The sequence below is a fragment of the Streptomyces sp. NPDC003720 genome, assembly GCF_042875075.1.
Lineage (GTDB): Bacteria > Actinomycetota > Actinomycetes > Streptomycetales > Streptomycetaceae > Streptomyces.
The window spans coordinates 293335-311607 of sequence record NZ_JBIANZ010000009.1; the positions used below are offsets into that span (position 1 = coordinate 293335).

The 18273-nt window shown below is 73.6% G+C and carries 17 protein-coding genes; 15 read left to right on the forward strand and 2 right to left on the reverse strand.

Annotation, left to right across the window (positions count from 1 at the left end; translation table 11 throughout):
• Positions 1-223 precede the first annotated feature (223 nt).
• Positions 224-1033, reverse strand: a complete 810-nt coding sequence (locus ACFYU0_RS25690) for an NAD-dependent epimerase/dehydratase family protein (protein ID WP_389304404.1) — start codon at positions 1031-1033, stop codon at positions 224-226.
• A gap of 263 nt (positions 1034-1296) precedes the next feature.
• On the opposite strand from ACFYU0_RS25690, the gene ACFYU0_RS25695 reads away from it, so the two are divergent.
• Positions 1297-2238, forward strand: coding sequence for a 5-dehydro-4-deoxyglucarate dehydratase (locus ACFYU0_RS25695; RefSeq protein WP_351669241.1), 942 nt, complete (start codon positions 1297-1299; stop codon positions 2236-2238).
• Positions 2235-3398 carry a hypothetical protein gene (locus tag ACFYU0_RS25700; protein ID WP_389304406.1) on the forward strand — a complete coding sequence of 388 codons (1164 nt, stop codon included), beginning with the start codon at positions 2235-2237 and terminating at the stop codon, positions 3396-3398. The genes ACFYU0_RS25695 and ACFYU0_RS25700 overlap by 4 nt, the downstream gene beginning before the upstream one ends.
• Here the strand turns inward: ACFYU0_RS25700 and ACFYU0_RS25705 are convergent.
• On the reverse strand, positions 3335-4567 hold the full coding sequence (locus ACFYU0_RS25705) for an MFS transporter (protein WP_389304408.1): 1233 nt from the start codon (positions 4565-4567) through the stop codon (positions 3335-3337). The two genes, ACFYU0_RS25700 and ACFYU0_RS25705, sit on opposite strands and share 64 nt — an antisense overlap.
• A gap of 167 nt (positions 4568-4734) precedes the next feature.
• On the opposite strand from ACFYU0_RS25705, the gene ACFYU0_RS25710 reads away from it, so the two are divergent.
• The 13 genes from ACFYU0_RS25710 (at position 4735) to ACFYU0_RS25770 (ending at position 18207) form a co-directional block, all read left to right on the forward strand.
• A complete protein-coding gene (locus ACFYU0_RS25710) occupies positions 4735-5316 on the forward strand; it encodes a TIGR03086 family metal-binding protein (RefSeq protein ID WP_389304410.1) in 582 nt (193 codons plus the stop codon).
• Positions 5317-5606: 290 nt separating this feature from the next.
• Complete coding sequence (locus ACFYU0_RS25715) at positions 5607-6368, forward strand: MBL fold metallo-hydrolase (RefSeq protein WP_351669233.1); 762 nt, start codon at positions 5607-5609, stop codon at positions 6366-6368.
• Positions 6369-6497: 129 nt separating this feature from the next.
• Complete coding sequence (locus ACFYU0_RS25720) at positions 6498-7154, forward strand: GntR family transcriptional regulator (protein WP_351669231.1); 657 nt, start codon at positions 6498-6500, stop codon at positions 7152-7154.
• Complete coding sequence (locus ACFYU0_RS25725) at positions 7151-8062, forward strand: dihydrodipicolinate synthase family protein (RefSeq protein ID WP_389304412.1); 912 nt, start codon at positions 7151-7153, stop codon at positions 8060-8062. The genes ACFYU0_RS25720 and ACFYU0_RS25725 overlap by 4 nt, the downstream gene beginning before the upstream one ends.
• On the forward strand, positions 8050-9792 hold the full coding sequence (araD, locus tag ACFYU0_RS25730; RefSeq protein ID WP_351669227.1) for an L-arabinonate dehydratase: 1743 nt from the start codon (positions 8050-8052) through the stop codon (positions 9790-9792). The genes ACFYU0_RS25725 and araD overlap by 13 nt, the downstream gene beginning before the upstream one ends.
• 93 nt (positions 9793-9885) lie before the next feature.
• Positions 9886-10821, forward strand: coding sequence for a sugar ABC transporter permease (locus ACFYU0_RS25735; RefSeq protein WP_351669225.1), 936 nt, complete (start codon positions 9886-9888; stop codon positions 10819-10821).
• Positions 10818-11702 (forward strand): carbohydrate ABC transporter permease, encoded by an 885-nt coding sequence (locus tag ACFYU0_RS25740; RefSeq protein ID WP_389304414.1) that lies wholly within the window; start codon positions 10818-10820, stop codon positions 11700-11702. Before ACFYU0_RS25735 ends, ACFYU0_RS25740 begins: the two co-directional genes overlap by 4 nt.
• A complete protein-coding gene (locus ACFYU0_RS25745; RefSeq protein ID WP_389304416.1) occupies positions 11699-12841 on the forward strand; it encodes a Gfo/Idh/MocA family protein in 1143 nt (380 codons plus the stop codon). The genes ACFYU0_RS25740 and ACFYU0_RS25745 overlap by 4 nt, the downstream gene beginning before the upstream one ends.
• Entirely contained in the window at positions 12838-13680 is an 843-nt protein-coding gene (locus ACFYU0_RS25750; protein WP_389304418.1) for a PmoA family protein, read from the forward strand. The genes ACFYU0_RS25745 and ACFYU0_RS25750 overlap by 4 nt, the downstream gene beginning before the upstream one ends.
• Positions 13677-15248, forward strand: coding sequence for a family 43 glycosylhydrolase (locus ACFYU0_RS25755; RefSeq protein WP_389304420.1), 1572 nt, complete (start codon positions 13677-13679; stop codon positions 15246-15248). Before ACFYU0_RS25750 ends, ACFYU0_RS25755 begins: the two co-directional genes overlap by 4 nt.
• Before the next feature lie 49 nt (positions 15249-15297).
• Positions 15298-16635: an ABC transporter substrate-binding protein gene (locus tag ACFYU0_RS25760; RefSeq protein ID WP_389304422.1), complete on the forward strand. Its 1338-nt coding sequence runs from the start codon at positions 15298-15300 to the stop codon at positions 16633-16635.
• Positions 16636-16654: 19 nt separating this feature from the next.
• Positions 16655-16873 carry a hypothetical protein gene (locus tag ACFYU0_RS25765; protein WP_389304424.1) on the forward strand — a complete coding sequence of 73 codons (219 nt, stop codon included), beginning with the start codon at positions 16655-16657 and terminating at the stop codon, positions 16871-16873.
• Positions 16874-16932: 59 nt separating this feature from the next.
• The gene (locus tag ACFYU0_RS25770) at positions 16933-18207 is read left to right on the forward strand and encodes a polysaccharide lyase family 1 protein (protein WP_389304426.1); all 1275 of its coding nucleotides are present in this window, start codon (positions 16933-16935) and stop codon (positions 18205-18207) included.
• Positions 18208-18273 lie beyond the last annotated feature (66 nt).

An 18273-nucleotide genomic window follows, 5' to 3' on the forward strand; every position in this document is an offset into this window, starting at 1 on the left:
GGAATTTCTACAGCGGGCGTGCGGCGCTGACCAGGCCTGTTACGGGCCCGATCCTGCCCGGATGTGCCCGTTCGGGGCGTGCGGCGCCCGTCGCGGACCTGCGGGGCCTTCCGGGACGGGGTGGGATCGGGCGGCCCGGATGCCCGTATACGGCGGCGGGCGGGCCCGATCGGTGCCCGCCCGCCGCCGTGAACGGCCTTTTCCGGCCTCGCGGCCGGCCCTGTCAGTACGGCCAGATCGGCGGGTCGTTGACGAAGTGGCCGCCGAGGTGGCTGTGCGCGGGGTTCGCCGGGTCGAGTTCGCCCTGCTCGGCGATGAGCTTCCCGGCGTACGGCTCGGAGTCGTCCCGGGGGTCGTAGCCGAGCGCCCGCGCGCTCGTGAGGTCCCACCACAGGCGGGTGTTGGCTGAGGAGCCGTACACCACGGTGTGGCCGACCCCCTCGGCGGTCAGCGCCGCGTGGAAGAGGCGGGCGCCGTCGTCCGGGCTCATCCACACCGAGAGCATGCGCACGCTGGTCGGCTCCGGGAAGCAGGAGCCGATGCGCACGGAGACGGTCTCCAGGCCGTACTTGTCCCAGTAGAGCTGGGCCAGGTCCTCGCCGAAGGACTTGGACAGGCCGTAGAAGGTGTCCGGGCGGCGCGGGGTGTCGACGGGGATCAGCGGCCCGCCCGGGCGGGGGGCGGGGGTGTAGCCGACGGCGTGGTTGGAGGAGGCGAAGACGACGCGGCTCACGCCCTCGAGGCGGGCGGCCTCGTACAGGTTGTAGGTGCCTTCGATGTTCGACCGGAGGATCTTCTCGAAGGGCGCTTCCAGGGAGATGCCCGCGAGGTGGATGATCGCGTCCACCCCGCGCACCGCCTCGCGCAGCGCGTCCGTGTCCGTGAGGTCCGCGGTGACGGCGTCCGGTTCGCCCTCGACGGGCCGCGCGTCGAACAGGCGCAGCGTGTAGCCGTACGCCGGCAGCAGGGACCGCATCAGGGTGCCGAGCCCGCCGGCGGCGCCGGTGAGCAGAACGGTGCGGGGAGCGGGCATCCTCGGACTCCTTGATCGCCTCGGACGAGGGTGAACGGCCGTGTGCGCGGACATCACTGGCACATCATCGACATGGACATCATTCACATGCGTGGACACGCTAGAAAGCGGTGGCGGATCCAGTCAAGTGTGCCGTGGGGGTGGGAAAGTCCGCCGTCGTGTTGCGCGTTCGCACGCTTGACCGGGCCCGAAAGAGGCCCGTAGCGTGCGGATGTTCAGAAATATAGACGCTGATCAGAAGCATGCACCGACAGGGAGTGCTCGTGACGCCAGCCCCTCTCGCCGCCCGGCTCCGTGATCCGAGCGGGCCGCTGTTCTTCCCCGTCACGGCCTATGGCTCCGGCGGCTCCGTCGACCTCGACGTCTACCGCGCCCATGTGCGCGAGGGCGTCGCGGCCGGTGCCGCCGCCGTCTTCGCGTGCTGCGGCACCGGGGAGTTCCACGCGCTGCTGCCCGAGGAGTTCGAGGCCTGCGTCCGGGCCGCCGTCGAGGCGGCGGGCGGCCGGGTGCCCGTCGTCGCGGGCGCCGGCTACGGCACCGCACTCGCCGTCCGCTACGCGCGCACCGCCGAGGCGGCGGGCGCCGACGGACTGCTCGCGATGCCTCCCTACCTCGTCCACGCCGGCCAGGAGGGCCTGCTGCGGCACTACCGGGAGATCGCCGCCGCCACCGCCCTGCCGGTCATCGTCTACCAGCGCGACAACGCCGTCCTCACCCCGCCGACCGTCGTCGGACTCGCCCGCACCGAGGGCGTCGTCGGCCTCAAGGACGGGCTCGGCGACCTGGACCTGATGCAGCGGATCGTCAGCGCCGTGCGCACCGAGGCCCCCGGCGACTTCCTGTACTTCAACGGGCTGCCGACCGCCGAGCAGACCCAGCTCGCCTACGGCGCCCTCGGCGTCACCCTGTACTCCTCGGCCGTCTTCTGCTTCGCCCCGGAGATCGCCCTCGCCTTCCACCGGGCGCTGCGCTCGGGCGACGAGGCCACCGTGCGGCGTCTCCTGGACGGGTTCTACCGCCCGTTCGTGGAGCTGCGCGCCGAGGGCCGCGGCTACGCCGTGTCGCTCGTCAAGGCGGGCGTACGGCTGCGCGGCCTGGACGTCGGGGAGGTCCGCCCGCCGCTGCACGAGCCGGGCAAGGAGCACGTCGAACGGCTCGCCCTGCTGATCGAGCGCGGACACGCGCTGCTGGAGGAGGAGGCGTGAAGGCGTCGGCGTTCCTCTACCCCTGGGACGTGGCCGGGGATCCCGAAGCCCCCGCGCGGATCGCCTCGCTCGGCGCCGGGCAGGTCACCCTCGCCTCGGCCTACCACTCCACCCGCGCCCTGACCCCCCGCCACCCCCGCCACCGCATCGTCACGGCGGAGCACGCCGCCGTCCTCTACCCGCCGGGCGACCGCTGGGCGGGCCGGGTGCTGCGCCCGTACCCCGCCGGACGCTGGGCCCCGGGCGACGCCTACGGCGAGGCCGCCGGGGCGCTCGCGGAGGCCGGTCTGGAGGTGCACACCTGGGTCGTCCTCGCGCACAACTCCCGCCTGGGCGCCGAGCATCCGGACACCTCGGTGGTCAACGCCTACGGCGACCGCTATCCGTGGGCGCCGTGCATCGCGCAGCCCGCCACGCGCGCGTACCTGGTCGACCTGGCCGCCGAGGCCGCGGTGCGCCCCGGCGCGCACGGCACCGAACTGGAGTCCCTCGGCTGGTACGGGCTGCAGCACCTGCACGCGCACGACAAGACCTCCGGGATCGCCCTCGGGGACGCCGGGCAGTACCTGATGTCCCTGTGCTTCTGCCCGTCCTGCGGCGCCGGTTACGGCGAGCGGGGGCTGGACCCCGCCCGGCTGGCGGCCGGCGTGCGCGCCGCGCTGGAACCGCTGTGGCGGGGCGCGGCGGACGACGGGGGCTGGCCGTCGGTCGGCGCACTCCTCGGGGAGGACACGGCGGCGGCCACGCGCGCCTGGCGCGACACCGTCGCCCGCACGCTCCAGGAAGAGGCCGTCGCCGCCGTGCGCGCCGTCGCGCCCGAGGGCTTCCAGGTGCTGCTGCACGCCGACCCGGTGCCGTACCACTGCGGCGCCAACGCCGGCGTCGACCCCGCCCACATCCTCGGTGTCGCGGACGGCGTGGTGGTGCCGTGCACGGGCGGCGCGCGGCTGCTGGCGCCGTTCGCGGCGCGGGCGGGGGAACGGACGGTCCTGGCGGCCAACCTCACGGTGGTCACCGGGATGGGCGGCAGCCCCGCCACCCTGGCGGCGGACGCCGCACGCGCGCGTGCCGAGGGCGCGACGGAGCTGCGGCTCTATCACGCCGGACTGGCGTCGGACGACGACCTGTCCGCGGTGCGGGAGGCGCTGTCGGGGCGGTGAGCCAGGGCGGCCGCCGTCGCGAGCAGCGCAGCCCCGTAGAACGGCAGCAGCAGCCCCACGCCGGCCAGTTCGACCAGACCGGCCCCGACGCCGAGTCCCAGCACGTTCGGGGCGAAGACCAGCGTGCCGGCGGTGGCCGTCACGCGGCCGAGCAGCGGGCCCGGCGTCTCCCGCTGGACGGCGGTGAAGGCGGCCACCAGCACGCAGGGCAGGCCGAGGCCGATCACCACGCCGGCCGCAAGGGCCACCGGGTCCGACGGCAGGGCCCGCGCCGCCACCGCGATCCCGGTCAGCGCGATCCCCGTCGCCGCGAACCGGCGCGCCCCCAGACGGCGCAGCGCGGGCCCCGAGACCAGCCCGGCCGCCACCGAACCGGCGCCCTGGAAGGCGTACAGCACGCCCGCGTACGCGGGGGAGTGGCCGAGGCGGTCGACGACGGCGTACACCGCGGAGCCGGCCAGCGCCGCCAGCAGCATGGCCGTGCCGCCCGCTCCGACCAGCGGGCGCAGCACGGGGTGGCCCCACAGGTGCCGGACGCCCTGCGCGGTCTGGCGCCGCCAGCCGTCGCCGGCCCGGGCGGGCCGCTCCTCGCGCACCCGCGGCAGGGCGTACAGCCCGGCGGCGAGGACGAAGGTGACGGCGTCCAGACAGGCCACGGCGGGACCGCCGTAGACCGCGTAGAGACCCGCCCCCGTCAGCGGGGCGACGAGCTTCATGCCCTCCGTGAGGGTCGTCCGCAGCCCGTTGAAGTCGCCGAGGAGGCCGGGCGCGACGGCGGCGGCGACCAGGGCCGACTCGGCGGCGTCGTGCACGACCCCGATGGCGCCGTAGAGGAACAGCACGGCGAACAGCAGCCACAGCCGGCCGGGGGAGTCGACGGTGAGCAGGGTGAGGAGGAGCGCCGCAAGGCACAGGTTCGACGCGACGAGCAGGGGCTTGCGCCGCATCCGGTCGGCGAGCGCGCCGAGCAAGGGACCCGCCGGCGTGGGCGCCCACAGCGCGAGCACGCTCAGGGCCGCCAGACCGTCGGACCCCGTGAGGTCCTTCACCCACACCCCCGACGCCAGCCACAGCGAGGAGGTGCCGAAGGCGGACACCACCACGCCGGTGAGGTACAGCGCCGCGTCGCGGTTCCGCAGGACGCGGACCAGGGACCAGGAAGTCGTCATGCCTGCCCATCGTGGGCCTGAGGCGGGGATCTGGCATCGGCACGATGCCCTACTCGCGGGACGGCGGCGGCCGTGCGCCGTGGGGGTGGTCCGGCGGCACCGATGAGTTCCGGCGAGCAGGACGGTCAACCCTTCGTACGGAGAGCGCGACCTTGAAGGAGTGACCCATGACCATGGTGGATCTCGGCCCGCAGACCCGGATCGTGGCGCGGCTCGCCGAGGCCGTGGCCGACGAGCGGCTCACGGCCGCCACGCCGTGCCCGGACCTGGCGGTGCGGAACCTGCTCGGCCACATCCTGCACCTGTCCGTGGCCTTCCGGGACGCCGCCCGCAAGGACCTCGGCGCGACGACCGACACCAGGCCGAACGCCACCGTCCCCGACATCGGCCCCGGCTGGCGCGAGGACCTGCCGAAGGCGCTGGACGAACTGGCCGACGCCTGGCGCGACCCGGACGCCTGGACCGGCGCCACCCGGGCCGGCGGCGTGGACCTGCCCGGCGCGGTCGCGGGCGCGGTCGTCGCCGACGAGCTCGTCGTCCACGGCTGGGACCTGGCCCGCGCGACGGGCCAGCCCTACGACCCCGACCCGGGCGCCCTGGAGGCGGCCCACTCCTTCCTCGCCGCTGCCGCCGCGGAACCGTCCCGCGCCGACGCCCCGTTCGGCCCGGTGGTCCCGGTCCCGCCCACCGCCCCCCTCCTGACCCGCACGATCGGCCTGAGCGGCCGCGACCCGAACTGGCGGCCGTGACCCCGGGCTGACTCACCGCCGGCCCGGCCGCCCCTTCGCCCGACCCCGGCGCGACCATGCGGCGCGGGCCCGCCGGTGCCGTTCCGATGGCGCCGCCGGCTGTACCGCCCCGGTGCCGGGCGCGTTCCGCGTCGAGGGTGCCTGCGGCCAGGTCGGGGCGGGTTCCGCGGCGGGAGTGCCCGTGCGGTCGCGCAGGGGCGCCCGCGTCGAGAGCTTCGCCGGCCACGGGGCGACCGCAGCCTTGCCGAAAGCCGCCGGGGCCCGGTGCCGCACCCCGTACCCTCCGTGCCATGCCGCTCACTCTCACCGTCCTCGGCGCCGCCTCCCCGCACCCCGGGCCCGACCGGCCGTGCTCCGGGTATCTGCTGGCCGGTGGGGGCGCCGAGGTGTGGGTGGACGCGGGGCCCGGGACGTTCGCGGCGTTGCAGCGGCACACGGATCCCGCGCGGCTCACCGCGATCTGGATCTCGCACCTGCACGCCGACCACAGCGCCGACCTGCTCGCCGCCGCCTACGCCTTCGCGTTCGGCGGGATGACCCCGGCCGCGCCCGTGCCGGTGTACGCGCCGCAGGACTGCGCGCGCCGGCTGGCGGGCTTCTTCGGGCGCTCGGACGTGGAGTTCCTGAAGGGCGTCTTCGACTTCCGGGCCCTGTACGACGGGCACGACGTCCGGCACTGGAACCTCCGGCTCACCGCCCGCGCCGTCGCGCACGACGCCGAGGCGTACGGGCTGCGCGCCGAGAGCCAGGGGAGCGTGCTCGCTTACTCGGGGGACAGCGGCCCCTGCGCCGCGCTCGGTGAACTCGCGGCCCGCGCCGACCTGTTCCTGTGCGAGGCGGACATCGACGAGCATCGCGGTGGCGAACACTTCCCGCAGGTCCACCTCACCCCCGAGGACGCCGGCCGCGTCGCCCGGGAGGCACGGGTGCGCGAGCTGCTCGTCACGCATGTCGGACCCACCCTCACCCGGGCGGCGGCCACCGCCCGGGCCGCCGAGGTCTCCGGCCGGCCCACCCGCGCCGCCGTGGAGGGCGACACCCACACCGTCTGAGGCGCCTTCCGGCAACCCGAACTCCCTTTGTCAGAAGCATTGACGAAACACACGCCCCCTCCTACCTTCAACGCGTCGTACTTCGTACGTCATATATGAGACGCGATACGCGAGATCCGAGAGGGCCGTATGACCTCTGTGCCCACGCCGATCCCGTCCCGCACGCAGTACGTGCTGGACGCGATCAAACACCGCATCCTCACCGGGCAGCTGACGCCCGGCCAGGCCCTGGTCGAGACGGAACTCGCCGCGCAGTTCGGGGTGTCCAAGACCCCCGTGCGGGAGGCCCTGAAAACCCTCGCCGGGACCGGGCTCGTCGTGATGAGCCAGTACAAGGGCGTCACGGTGCGCATGGTGGACGCGGACATGGCGCGCGAGGTCTACGACGTCCGGCTGCTGCTGGAACCCGAGGCGCTGCGCCGGGCCGTGCGGCGCGGGGCGCCCCTCGACGCCGCGCGCGACGCGCTGGCCCGCGCCGACTCCGCCGCCGACACCGCCGAACGCTCCCTGGCCAACCGCCAGTTCCACCGCGCCCTGTACCTGCCGTGCGGCAACCCGCTGCTCGGCCGGATGCTCGACGAGGTCCGCGACCAGGCCGCCCTCGTCGCGGCCGTGGCCTGGGCGGCCGACCCCTCCTGGGAGCGGGAGGCCACCGAGCACCGGGAGATCCTGCGGCTCGCGCTGGAGGGCGACGCGGACGGCGCCGCGAGCGCCCTGCACGCCCACATCGCGTCGTTCGTACGGCGGGCGATCTCCGAGCCCCAGCCAGAGGAAGGCCAGGAATGAGCAGCGTGACGTTCGAGACCCAGCGGGCGGCCCTGGCCGACGTGGTGGCCATCCCGGTGACCCCGTTCGCCGAGGACGGCTCCGTCGAGCGGGACACCCACCGGGCCCTGCTGCGCCGGCTGCTCGACGGCGGGATCACCACCATCACCTCCAACGGGAACACCGGCGAGTTCTACGCCCTCACCCCCGAGGAGCGCCGCCTGGTCACCGAGCTGACCGTGGACGAGGCCGGCGGCCGCGCCGCGGTCCTGGTCGGCGTCGGCCACGACCTGCCCACCGCCATCGACTCCGCCCGGCACGCCCGCGACGCCGGCGCCGCGATGGTGATGGTCCACCAGCCCGTGCACCCCTACGTCTCGGCCGCCGGCTGGGTCGACTACCACCGCGCGATCGCCGAGTCCGTGCCCGAACTGGGCGTGGTGCCGTACATCCGCAACGAGGGGCTGGCCGGCGCCCGCCTCGCCGAACTCGCCGACCAGTGCCCGAACGTCGTGGGCGTGAAGTACGCCGTCCCCGACGCCGCGCACTTCGCCGGCTTCGCCCGGGACGCGGGCCTCGACCGCTTCGTCTGGGTCGCCGGCCTCGCCGAGCCCTACGCGCCCTCCTACTTCTCGGCCGGCGCCACCGGCTTCACCTCGGGACTGGTGAACGTCGCCCCGGCCGTCTCCCGCGGCATGATCGAGGCGCTCCGGGCCGGCGACTTCCCGGCCGCCATGAAGGTCTGGGAGGAGATCCGCCGGTTCGAGGAACTGCGCGCCGCCCACGGCAACGCCAACAACGTCACGGTCGTCAAGGAGGCGCTCTCCGCGCTCGGCCTGTGCCGCCGGGACGTCCGCCCGCCGAGCAAGCCGCTGCCCGCGGACGAGCGCGCCGAGGTCGCCGCCATCGCTTCCGGATGGTCGATATGAACGCGCCCCGCAGGAACCCGGAGGACCTCCGCAGCCACCAGTGGTACGGCACCGACGGACTGCGCTCCTTCAGCCACCGCGCCCGCACCCGCCAGCTCGGCTACCTCCCCGAGGAGCACCTCGGCAAGCCGGTCATAGCGATCCTCAACACCTGGTCCGACATCAACCCCTGCCACGTCCACCTGCGCGACCGCGCCCAGGCCGTCAAGCGCGGGGTGTGGCAGGCGGGCGGCTTCCCGCTGGAGTTCCCGGTCTCCACGCTCAGCGAGACCTTCCAGAAGCCGACGCCGATGCTCTACCGCAACATGCTCGCGATGGAGACGGAGGAGCTGCTGCGCTCCTACCCCGTCGACGGCGCGGTGCTGATGGGCGGCTGCGACAAGTCCACGCCCGCCCTGCTCATGGGCGCGGCCTCGGCGGACCTGCCGGCCGTCTTCGTCCCGGCCGGGCCCATGCTCCCCGGCCACTGGCGCGGCGAGGTCCTCGGCTCCGGCACCGACATGTGGAAGTACTGGGACGACAAGCGGGCCGGCCTCATCGGCGACTGCGAGATGACGGAGCTGGAGAGCGGCCTGGCCCGCTCGCCCGGCCACTGCATGACCATGGGCACGGCGTCCACGCTGACCGCAGCCGCCGAGGCGCTCGGGGTGACCGTGCCGGGCGCGTCGAGCATCCCGGCGGTGGACTCCGGGCACGACCGGATGGCGGCCAGGGCGGGCATGACCGCCGTCGAACTGGTCCACCGGGACCGCAGGCTGAGCCGGATCCTCACCCGCGAGGCCTTCGAGGACGCCGTGACGACCGTCCTCGGTCTCGGCGGCTCCACCAACGCCGTGATCCACCTGATCGCCATGGCCGGCCGGGCCGGGGTGCGGCTCACCCTGGACGACTTCGACCGCATCGCCCGCACGGTCCCCGTCCTCGCCAACGTCCGCCCCGGCGGGCAGCGGTACCTGATGGAGGACTTCCACTTCGCGGGCGGCCTGCCCGGCTTCCTCTCCCGGATCCCCGACCTGCTCCACCTGGACCGGCCGACGGTGTCGCACGACACCCTGCGCGAGCAGATCTCCGGAGCCCGGGTGCACGACGACGACGTGATCCGCCCCCGGGACAACCCGGTCGCGAGCGAGGGCGGGGTCGCGGTGCTGCGCGGCAACCTCTGCCCGGACGGCGCCGTCATCAAGCACATCGCCGCCGAGGCCCGCCTGCTCCGGCACACCGGCTCCGCGGTCGTCTTCGACGACTACCGGACCATGCAGCGCACCATCAACGACCCGTCCCTGGGCATCACCGAGGACAGCGTGCTGGTGCTGCGCAACGCCGGCCCCAAGGGCGGCCCGGGCATGCCCGAGTACGGCATGCTCCCCATCCCGGACCACCTGCTCAAGCAGGGCGTGCGGGACATGGTGCGGATCTCCGACGCCCGGATGAGCGGCACGAGTTACGGCGCCTGCGTGCTGCACGTGGCGCCGGAGTCGTACATCGGCGGACCGCTGGCGCTGGTGCGCACCGGCGACCTCATCACCCTCGACGTCGAGGCGCGCACGCTGCGGCTCCACGTCGACGACGCGGAGCTGGAGCGCAGGCGGGCGGGCTGGACGCCCCCGCCCGCACGGTACGAGCGCGGCTACGGCGCCCTCTACAACGAGCAGATCACCCAGGCCGACACCGGCTGCGACTTCGAGTTCCTGGCCCGCCCGGGCAGCGTGCCCGACCCGTACGCCGGCTGACCCCGCCCCACGACGGAAGCGCTTCACCCATGTGTACGTAGCAAGCGCTTCCTGTCCCCGCTGAAACCGCCCCACTGCGAACGGAGAAGAGTCATGGCCCAAGCCGCAGCCGTGGCGAAATCGCCCGCGCCACCCCGGCGGCGCCGTGCCTCCGCGACACCGCGCAGGCTGCCCTACCTGCTGATCGCGCCGGCCGCCCTGCTGATGCTGGGCTTCATCGCCTACCCGGTGATCAGCGTCTTCTACTACAGCCTGCAGAACTACAACCCCACCAAGCCCTGGCGGAACGGCTTCGCGGGCCTGGACAACTTCACCCAGGCCTTCAGTCACGACCCGCAGTTCTGGAACACGCTGACCTTCAGCGCCAAGTGGGTCGTCGTCGAGGTCGGACTGCAACTGCTGTTCGGCCTGGCCCTGGCGCTCATCGTCAACCAGACCTTCGTGGGCCGCTCGCTGGGCCGCGCCCTGGTCTTCTCGCCCTGGGCCGTCTCCGGCGTGCTGACCTCCGTCATCTGGGTGCTGCTCTACAACTCCCAGACCGGCATCACCCGTTACCTCGCCGACGCCGGGATCGGCTCCTACGGCACGAGCTGGCTCTCCGACACCTCGACGGTCTTCCCGGCCGCGGTGGTCGCCGACCTCTGGCGGGGCGTGCCGTTCTTCGCCATCCTCATCCTCGCCGACCTGCAGTCCGTCTCCCGGGACCTGTACGAGGCCGCCGAGGTCGACGGGGCGAGCCGCCTCAAGCAGTTCTGGCACATCACCCTGCCCCACCTGAAGGACGCCATCGTCCTGTCCACGCTGCTGCGCGCGGTGTGGGAGTTCAACAACGTCGACCTGCTCTACACCCTGACCGGCGGCGGACCGGCCGGCGAGACCACCACGCTGCCCCTGTACATCGCCAACACCAGCGTCGACGCGCACAACTTCGGCTACGCCTCCGCCCTGACGACGGTGGCGTTCGTGATCCTGCTCTTCTGCTCGATGGTCTATCTGCGGCTGAGCAAGTTCGGAGGTGAGACCAAGTGATCACCGAGGTCGCTCCCGCACCCGAGCGGGCCGGGTCCGTGCCCGCCCGCCCGCGCGGCAGGAACCGAGCCTGGGACGAGGTGCCCCGCTGGCACGTCTACCTCCCGCTGTCGGTCTACCTGCTGTTCACCCTGGTCCCCTTCTACTGGATCCTGCTCTTCGCCCTCCGCCCGGCCGGCTCCACCTCGCTGGTCCCCTGGCCGGTGACGTTCGAGCACTTCGGCAAGGTGTGGACCGACCGCGGCTTCGGCACCTACTTCGCCAACAGCGTCTACGTCGGCCTCGCCACCCTCGTCCTGACCACGGTGGTCGCCCTGGCCGGCGGCTACGCCCTCGCCCGCTTCGACTTCCGCGTCAAGCGCGGCTTCATGCTGGCCCTGCTCTGCTCCCAGTTCGTGCCCGGCGCGCTGCTGCTGGTGCCGCTCTTCCAGATCTTCGCCAAGCTGTCGATGATCAACTCGCTGGGCAGCGTCGTCATCGCCGAGACCGTCTTCCAGCTCCCGCTGTCGATGATCCTCATCAGCGGGTTCATCCGGAACGTGCCGTACTCCCTGGAGGAGGCGGCCTGGGTGGACGGCTGCAACCGGTTCACCGCCTTCCGGATCGTCGTCCTGCCGCTGCTGCGGCCCGGACTGATCGCCGTCGGCTCCTTCGCCTTCGTGCACGCCTGGAACCACTTCCTGTTCGCCCTGATGTTCCTCTCCGACCAGGGCAAGCAGACCATCCCGGTCGGCCTCAACACCCTGATGAGCGCGGACAGCGTCGACCTCGGGGCGCTGGCCGCGGGCGGCATCATCGCGGCCGTGCCGGTGGTCGTGGTGTTCGCCTTCATCCAGAAGTGGCTGATCACCGGCTTCAGCGCGGGGGCGGTGAAGGGATGAGCGTCCCCATCGTGCTGGCGGGCGCGCGCGGTCACGGCCGCTGGCACCTGGACAACATCCGCCGGCTCCAGGCGAAGGGCGCCGTCCGGCTGGCGGGCATCTGCGAACTGACCCCGCTGGGCGGGGACGAGATCCCGGACGGCCTCGGCACCCCCGAGCAGTCCGCCGACCTCGGGGCGCTCCTCGACTCCACCGGAGCCCGGGTCGCCGTCGTCTGCACCCCGATCCCCACCCACACCGGCCTGGCGCTGACGGCCGCCGCGCGGGGCGTGCACCTGCTGCTGGAGAAGCCGCCCGCGCCGTCCTTCGCCGAGTACCGGCGGATGGCCGACGGTGTCGCCGCGGCCGGTGTCGCCTGCCAGATCGGCTTCCAGTCGCTCGGCTCGCACGCCGTGCCCGCCATCCGGCGGCTGCTCGCCGAGGGCGCGATCGGAGAGGTCACCGGGGTCGGCGGCGCCGGGGCCTGGGCCCGGGACGAGGCCTACTTCCGGCGGGCGCCCTGGTCCGGCCGGCGGCGGCTGGACGGCGCCGACGTGGTCGACGGCGTCCTCACCAACCCGCTCGCGCACGCGGTCGCCACCTCACTCGCCCTGCTCGGCGCCACCCGCGCCGAGGACGTCACGGGCATCGAGACCGAACTGCTGCGCGCGAACGACATCGAGTCCGACGACACCTCCTGCGTCCGGGTGCGCACCACGCGCGGCCCGGTCACGGTCGCCGCCACCCTGTGCGCCGAGGAGCCGGGGGAACCGTACGTCCTGGTGCACGGCGGCAGGGGCCGGATCACCTTCTGGTACAAGCAGGACCGGGTCCTGCTCCAGCGGTGCGGGCACGGCCCGCGGGAGACCTCCTACGGCCGCACCGACCTGCTGGAGAACCTGCTCGACCACCTCGCGGACGGCACCCCCCTGCTGGCCGCCCCGGCGGAGACCGGCGCCTTCATGCGGGTCGTCGAGGCCGTCCGCACCGCCCCCGACCCGGTTGCGCTGCCCCGGAGCGCCTGGCGCCGGCCGCCCGGCGCGGACCGCCGGGTCGTGACCGGCGTCGACGGCCTGGTCGCGGCCTCGGCCGACACCCTCGCCCTCTACTCCGAGCTGGGCGCCTCCTGGGCCCTCGCGAAAGAGGTGAGCTCCTCATGACCCACGACACGCCGGTGCTGCGGGTCGCGGGCCGGCCGGTCGGCCGGTACGTCACCCGGCCCGAGCTGCCGGCCCGACTCTCCCCCCGCCCCTGTCTGCACCCCGTCACCACCCTGGCCGGCACGGCGGTCACCGAACTGGGCCCCGCCGACCACGCACACCACCTCGGCGTCGGTGTCGCCGTCCCCGACGTCGAGGGGCACAACTTCTGGGGCGGCCGCACCTTCGTCCGCGACCGGGGCCCCACCGAGCTGGACAACCACGGCGCCCAGCGGCACACCGGCTTCCAGCTCCTGGACCCCGACGGGTTCGTGGAGGAGCTGCGCTGGGTCGCCGACGGGAGCGAACTGCTGCGCGAGCGCCGCACCGTCGCCGCCACCGGGCTCGACCACCGGGCCTGGGCGCTGGACCTGACCTTCTCCCTGACCAACGTCACCGGCGGCCCGCTGTCCCTCGGCAGCCCCGCCACCAACGGGCGGCCCGGCGCGGCCTATGGAGGCTTCTTCTGGCGGGCCCGCAAGGAGCCGCGGGCGCCGGAGGTCTTCACCGCCGACCGCGAGGGCGAGACCGAGGTGCACGGCGGGCGCGCCGACTGGGTCGCGCTGGCGGGCGCCGGCTGGACGCTGGTCTTCGCCGGGGCCACCGAGGAGACCCGGCGGGACCCGTGGTTCGTGAGGGCCGCCGAATACCCCGGGGTCGGCTCGTCGCTGGCCTCCGCCGCGCGGCTGCCGGTGCCGGCCGGCGGGACCGTCGTGCGCCGCGTCGTCACCGTGGTCGCCGACGGGCGGCTCGACCGGGCCGAGGCGGCCGCCCTGGTCCGCGGGGCGGTGGGCCGGTGACCGCCGGCACGTACGAGAACCCGGTGCTGAACGCCGACTGGTCCGATCCGGACGTGGTCCGCGTCGGCGACGACTTCTACCTCACCGCCTCCAGTTTCGGCCGCGTCCCCGGCCTGCCGCTGCTGCACTCGCGCGACCTGGTCAACTGGACCCTGGTCGGGCACGCCCTCGAACGCCTGGAGCCGGAGGAGGAGTTCGCCGTCCCCCGGCACGACCGCGGGGTGTGGGCGCCCTCGATCCGCCATCACGAGGACCGCTTCTGGATCTTCTGGGGCGACCCCGACCAGGGCGTCTTCCAGGTCAACGCGCCCGGCGTCCGCGGTCCCTGGACCCGTCCGCACCTGCTCAAGCCGGGCCGCGGCCTGATCGACCCGTGCCCGCTGTGGGACGAGGAGACCGGCGAGGCCTATCTGGTGCACGCCTGGGCCAAGTCGCGCTCCGGCGTCAAGAACCGGCTCACCGGCCACCGTATGCACCCCGACGGAACGTCGCTGCTGGACGAGGGCGAGGTGATCGTCGACGGGGACCGGATACCCGGATGGTTCACCCTGGAGGGGCCGAAGCTCTACCGCCACGACGGCTGGTTCTGGATCCTCGCCCCGGCCGGCGGCGTGGAGACCGGCTGGCAGGGCGCCTTCCGCTCGCGCGGCTTCTTCGGGCCGTACGAGGAACGGATCGTCCTGGAACAGAAGGACACCGGGGTCAACGGGCCGCACCAGGGCGGCTGGGTGCGCACGGCGGCCGGCGAGGACTGGTTCCTGCACTTCCAGCAGCGCGGCGCCTACGGCCGGGTGGTGCACCTCCAGCCGATGCGCTGGGTCGACGGGGGAGCGGCCGGGAGCGGGGGAGGCTGGCCCGTGCTGGGCGACGACGGCGCGCCCGTCGCCGTGCACCGCCGGCCGGACCTTCCACCGCAACCGCCGGCCGCGCCCGCCACCGACGACGACTTCCCCGGCGGACGCCACGGCCGCCAGTGGCAGTGGACCGCCAACCCGGGCACCGGCTGGACCATCCGGCACTCCGCGGACGGGCTGCGGCTGGCCTGCGTCCGCTCGGCCGACGCCCACGATCCGCGGCGGCTGCCGAACGTGCTCACCCAGCGGCTGCCCGGTTCCCCCTGCGCGGTCGAGGTCGACCTGCGTCTGGACGGCGGCGGGCCGGGGGCGCGGGCGGGACTCGCCGTGCTCGGCGACGCCTTCGGCTGGATCGGGCTCGAGCGCGGGACCGACGGGACGGTCCGGCTCGTGCACCGGTTCGCCGAGGCCGCGGCCGGGGCGGAGCGGGACGCCGGGGCGCCGTGCCCCGCGCCCGGCGGCCGGGCCCGGCTGCGCGTCGAGATCGGAGCCGGGGCGCGCTGCCGGTTCCACTACGACGTCGGCGACGGCCCGCGCTCCTCGGGGCCGGTGTTCACGGCCACCCCCTGGCGCTGGGTGGGCGCCCTGCTCGGCCTGTTCGCCGTCGCCCCGGAAGGCCCGGGGGGACCGGGCGGACCGGGGGCCGCCGGGACGGCGACGTTCACCCGGTTCCGCATCACCCCTTCCGGCCCGCGGGCGCGGACCGGTCACTGACCCCACAGCACCACCCCACCATTCGGATCCAGCAGAAGAGAGCCGACCGATGAAGAGCAGCATCCGCAGAAGCAGGCGCGCCGCCACGGCGGTCGCCCTGGGCTCCGTCCTCGCGCTGACCGCCACCGCCTGCGGCGACGACGGCAGCGGCGGCGCGGGGGACAAGGGGGGCGAGGGTTCCGGCAAGGGAACGATCACCTTCTGGGACAACAACGGCGGTGTCCGCACCGACATCTGGAAGCAGGTCATCGCCGACTTCGAGAAGAAGTACCCCGACATCGAGGTGAAGTACGTCGGCATCCCGGCCGCGAGCGCCCAGTCCAAGTACGACACCGCCATCCAGGGCGGCGGGCTGCCCGACGTGGGTGGGGTGGGCACCGCGATGCTCGCCGAGGTCGCCGTGCAGGGCGCACTGGAGCCGTTGGACGCCCGGCTGGAGAAGAGCCCGCTGAACGGCAGGCTGAGCCGGAACCTGCTCGACGTCAGCAAGTCGGCCGGCGGCGGGGACGCCCTGTACCAGGTGCCGACCTCCGCCAACAACGGCACCCTGTGGTACCGGACGGACCTGTTCGAGAAGGCCGGCCTGGACGCCCCGTCCACCTGGGCGAAGTTCTACGAGGCGGCCGGCAAGCTCACGGACAAGGGCAGGAACGAGTTCGGCTTCACCATCCGCGGGGGCGAGGGCGCCATCGCCCCGGCCCTCGACGCGGTCTACGGCCAGACCGGCATCACCTCGTTCTGGAACGGCGACAAGACCACCGTCAACGACCCGAAGAACGTGGCCGCGCTCGAGAAGTACATCGCGCTCTACAAGAAGGACACCCCGTCCGCCGACGTCAACAACGACTTCACCAAGATGGTCGCCCAGTGGGACAGCGGCACCATCGGCATGCTGAGCCACAACCTGGGCTCCTACCAGGACCATCTGAAGGCTCTGGGCAAGGACAGGTTCCGGGGCATCCCCAACCCCACGCTGGACGACGGCACCCGGGTGCAGGTGTCCAACCCGGTGGACGGGCTGAGCCTGTTCAAGTCCAGCGAGAACAAGGCGGCCGCCTGGAAGTTCATCGAGTTCGCCCTCTCCGCCGCGGAGAACTCCAAGTTCAACGAGTCGGCGGGCCAGGTGCCGGCCAACACCGACGCGGCCAAGGCCGCGTGGATCCAGCGGGCCGAGCCGACCAGGCTGGCGGCCGAGGCGCTGAACGGGACCGACACGAAGATCGTCCAGCTGCCGTACTACCTGCCCGACTGGAACACCATCTCCAAGGCGGACAACGAGCCGAACTTCCAGAAGCTGCTGCTCGGGAAGATGACCGCGAAGGAGTTCCTGGACACGCTGGCCGACCAGCTCAACGCGGCCCAGGCGGACTGGAAGAAGAACCACTGAGCCCGGGTGGCCGCCGCGCGTGGGGGCGCCCCGGTCCGGCGGGACCGGCCGCGGGGCCGAACCGCGTCTCGGCGGCGGTCCCGCGCCCCTGATCTCCCCGCCCCTGTTCGAAAGGCTGGTGGCGCGGGAGCTGCTGCGCACCCGTGTCCTGGCCCGGCCCGACGTGGTCCGCCTGGCCCGGGACGTCTCCACGTCCTGGATCACCTGGCCGCCCGCGCCGTCATCGTCAGCTTCGTGAAAGAGGAGAGCCGCACAGTGCGTACACCGAAATGTCATGGACGTGTCATAATAGCCCTGGTGGGCTGCACGGCGCTCGTGCTCGCCGTCACCGGGACCGCGCCCGCGCAGGCCGGGCAACGGGCCGGGGCCGAACGGCAGGTGCTGCCCGCCGGGGACGGCTGGGCCGCCTACGGCGCCGGGACGACCGGCGGTGCGGCCGCCGACCGGTCGCACGTCTACACCGTCACCACCTGGGAGCAGTTCAAGGCCGCCCTCGCCGACGGCGGCAGCGCCCCGAAGATCATCAGGGTGCGGGGCACCATCGACGCCGACGGGCCGAGCTGCGACTCGTTCGCCGTGCCCGGCTACGACTTCGGCGCCTATCTGGCCAAGTACGCCCCGGAGAGCTGGGGACGCGCCACCACCCTGGACGGCGAGCCCGCCGACAGCCCCGAGGGCCTGCGCCGCGCGTCCGCCGCGAACCAGGACGCCTACATCAAGGCGGAGGTCCCGGCCAACACCACCGTCATCGGTGTCGGAAAGGACGCCGGCTTCAACGGCGCCAGCCTCCAGATCAAGGGCGTCGACAACGTCATCGTCCGCAACCTGCGTTTCGAGAGCCCCCTCGACTGCTTCCCGCAGTGGGACCCGACCGACACCGCCGACGGCAACTGGAACTCCGAGTACGACAGCGCGGTGGTCTACGGCTCCGCCCACGTCTGGATGGACCACGACACCTTCACCGACGGCGACCACCCGGACAGCACCCTGCCGTACTACTTCGGCCGGATCTACGAGCAGCACGACGGCGAGCTGGACATCGTCAAGGGCGCCGACTACGTCACCGCCTCCTGGAACGTCTTCGAGGACCACGACAAGACGATCCTCGTCGGCAACAGCGACAGCGCCGCCACGGCCGCCGTCGACCGCGGCCACCTCAAGGTCACCTTCCACCACAACCTGTTCCGGAACCTGGTGGAGCGCGCGCCGCGGGTCCGCTTCGGCCAGGTCGACTCGTACGACAACCACTTCGTGGCGGGCGACGGCTACTCCTACAGCTACGGCATCGGCATGGAGTCCCAGCTCGTCGCCGAGCACAACGCGTTCACGCTGCCCGCCGGGGCCAAGGCCGGTTCCATCCTGAAGAAGTGGAAGGAGGCGCCGGTCACCGCCGCCGACAACTACGTCAACGGCCGGCACACCGACCTGATCGCCGTCCACAACGCCGAGGTCCCCGGCGAGACCCTGCAGTCCGGGGCCGGCTGGACCCCGGCCCTGCGCACCAGGGTCGACCCGGCCAGGGCCGTGCCCGGCCTCGTCGGCCACCGCGCGGGCGCCGGCCGCGTCGGCTGAACCGCCCGGGGGCCGGGTCTCCGGCCCCCTCCTCCCGCCGGCCCGCACCGGTTCTCCCGCGAGCCG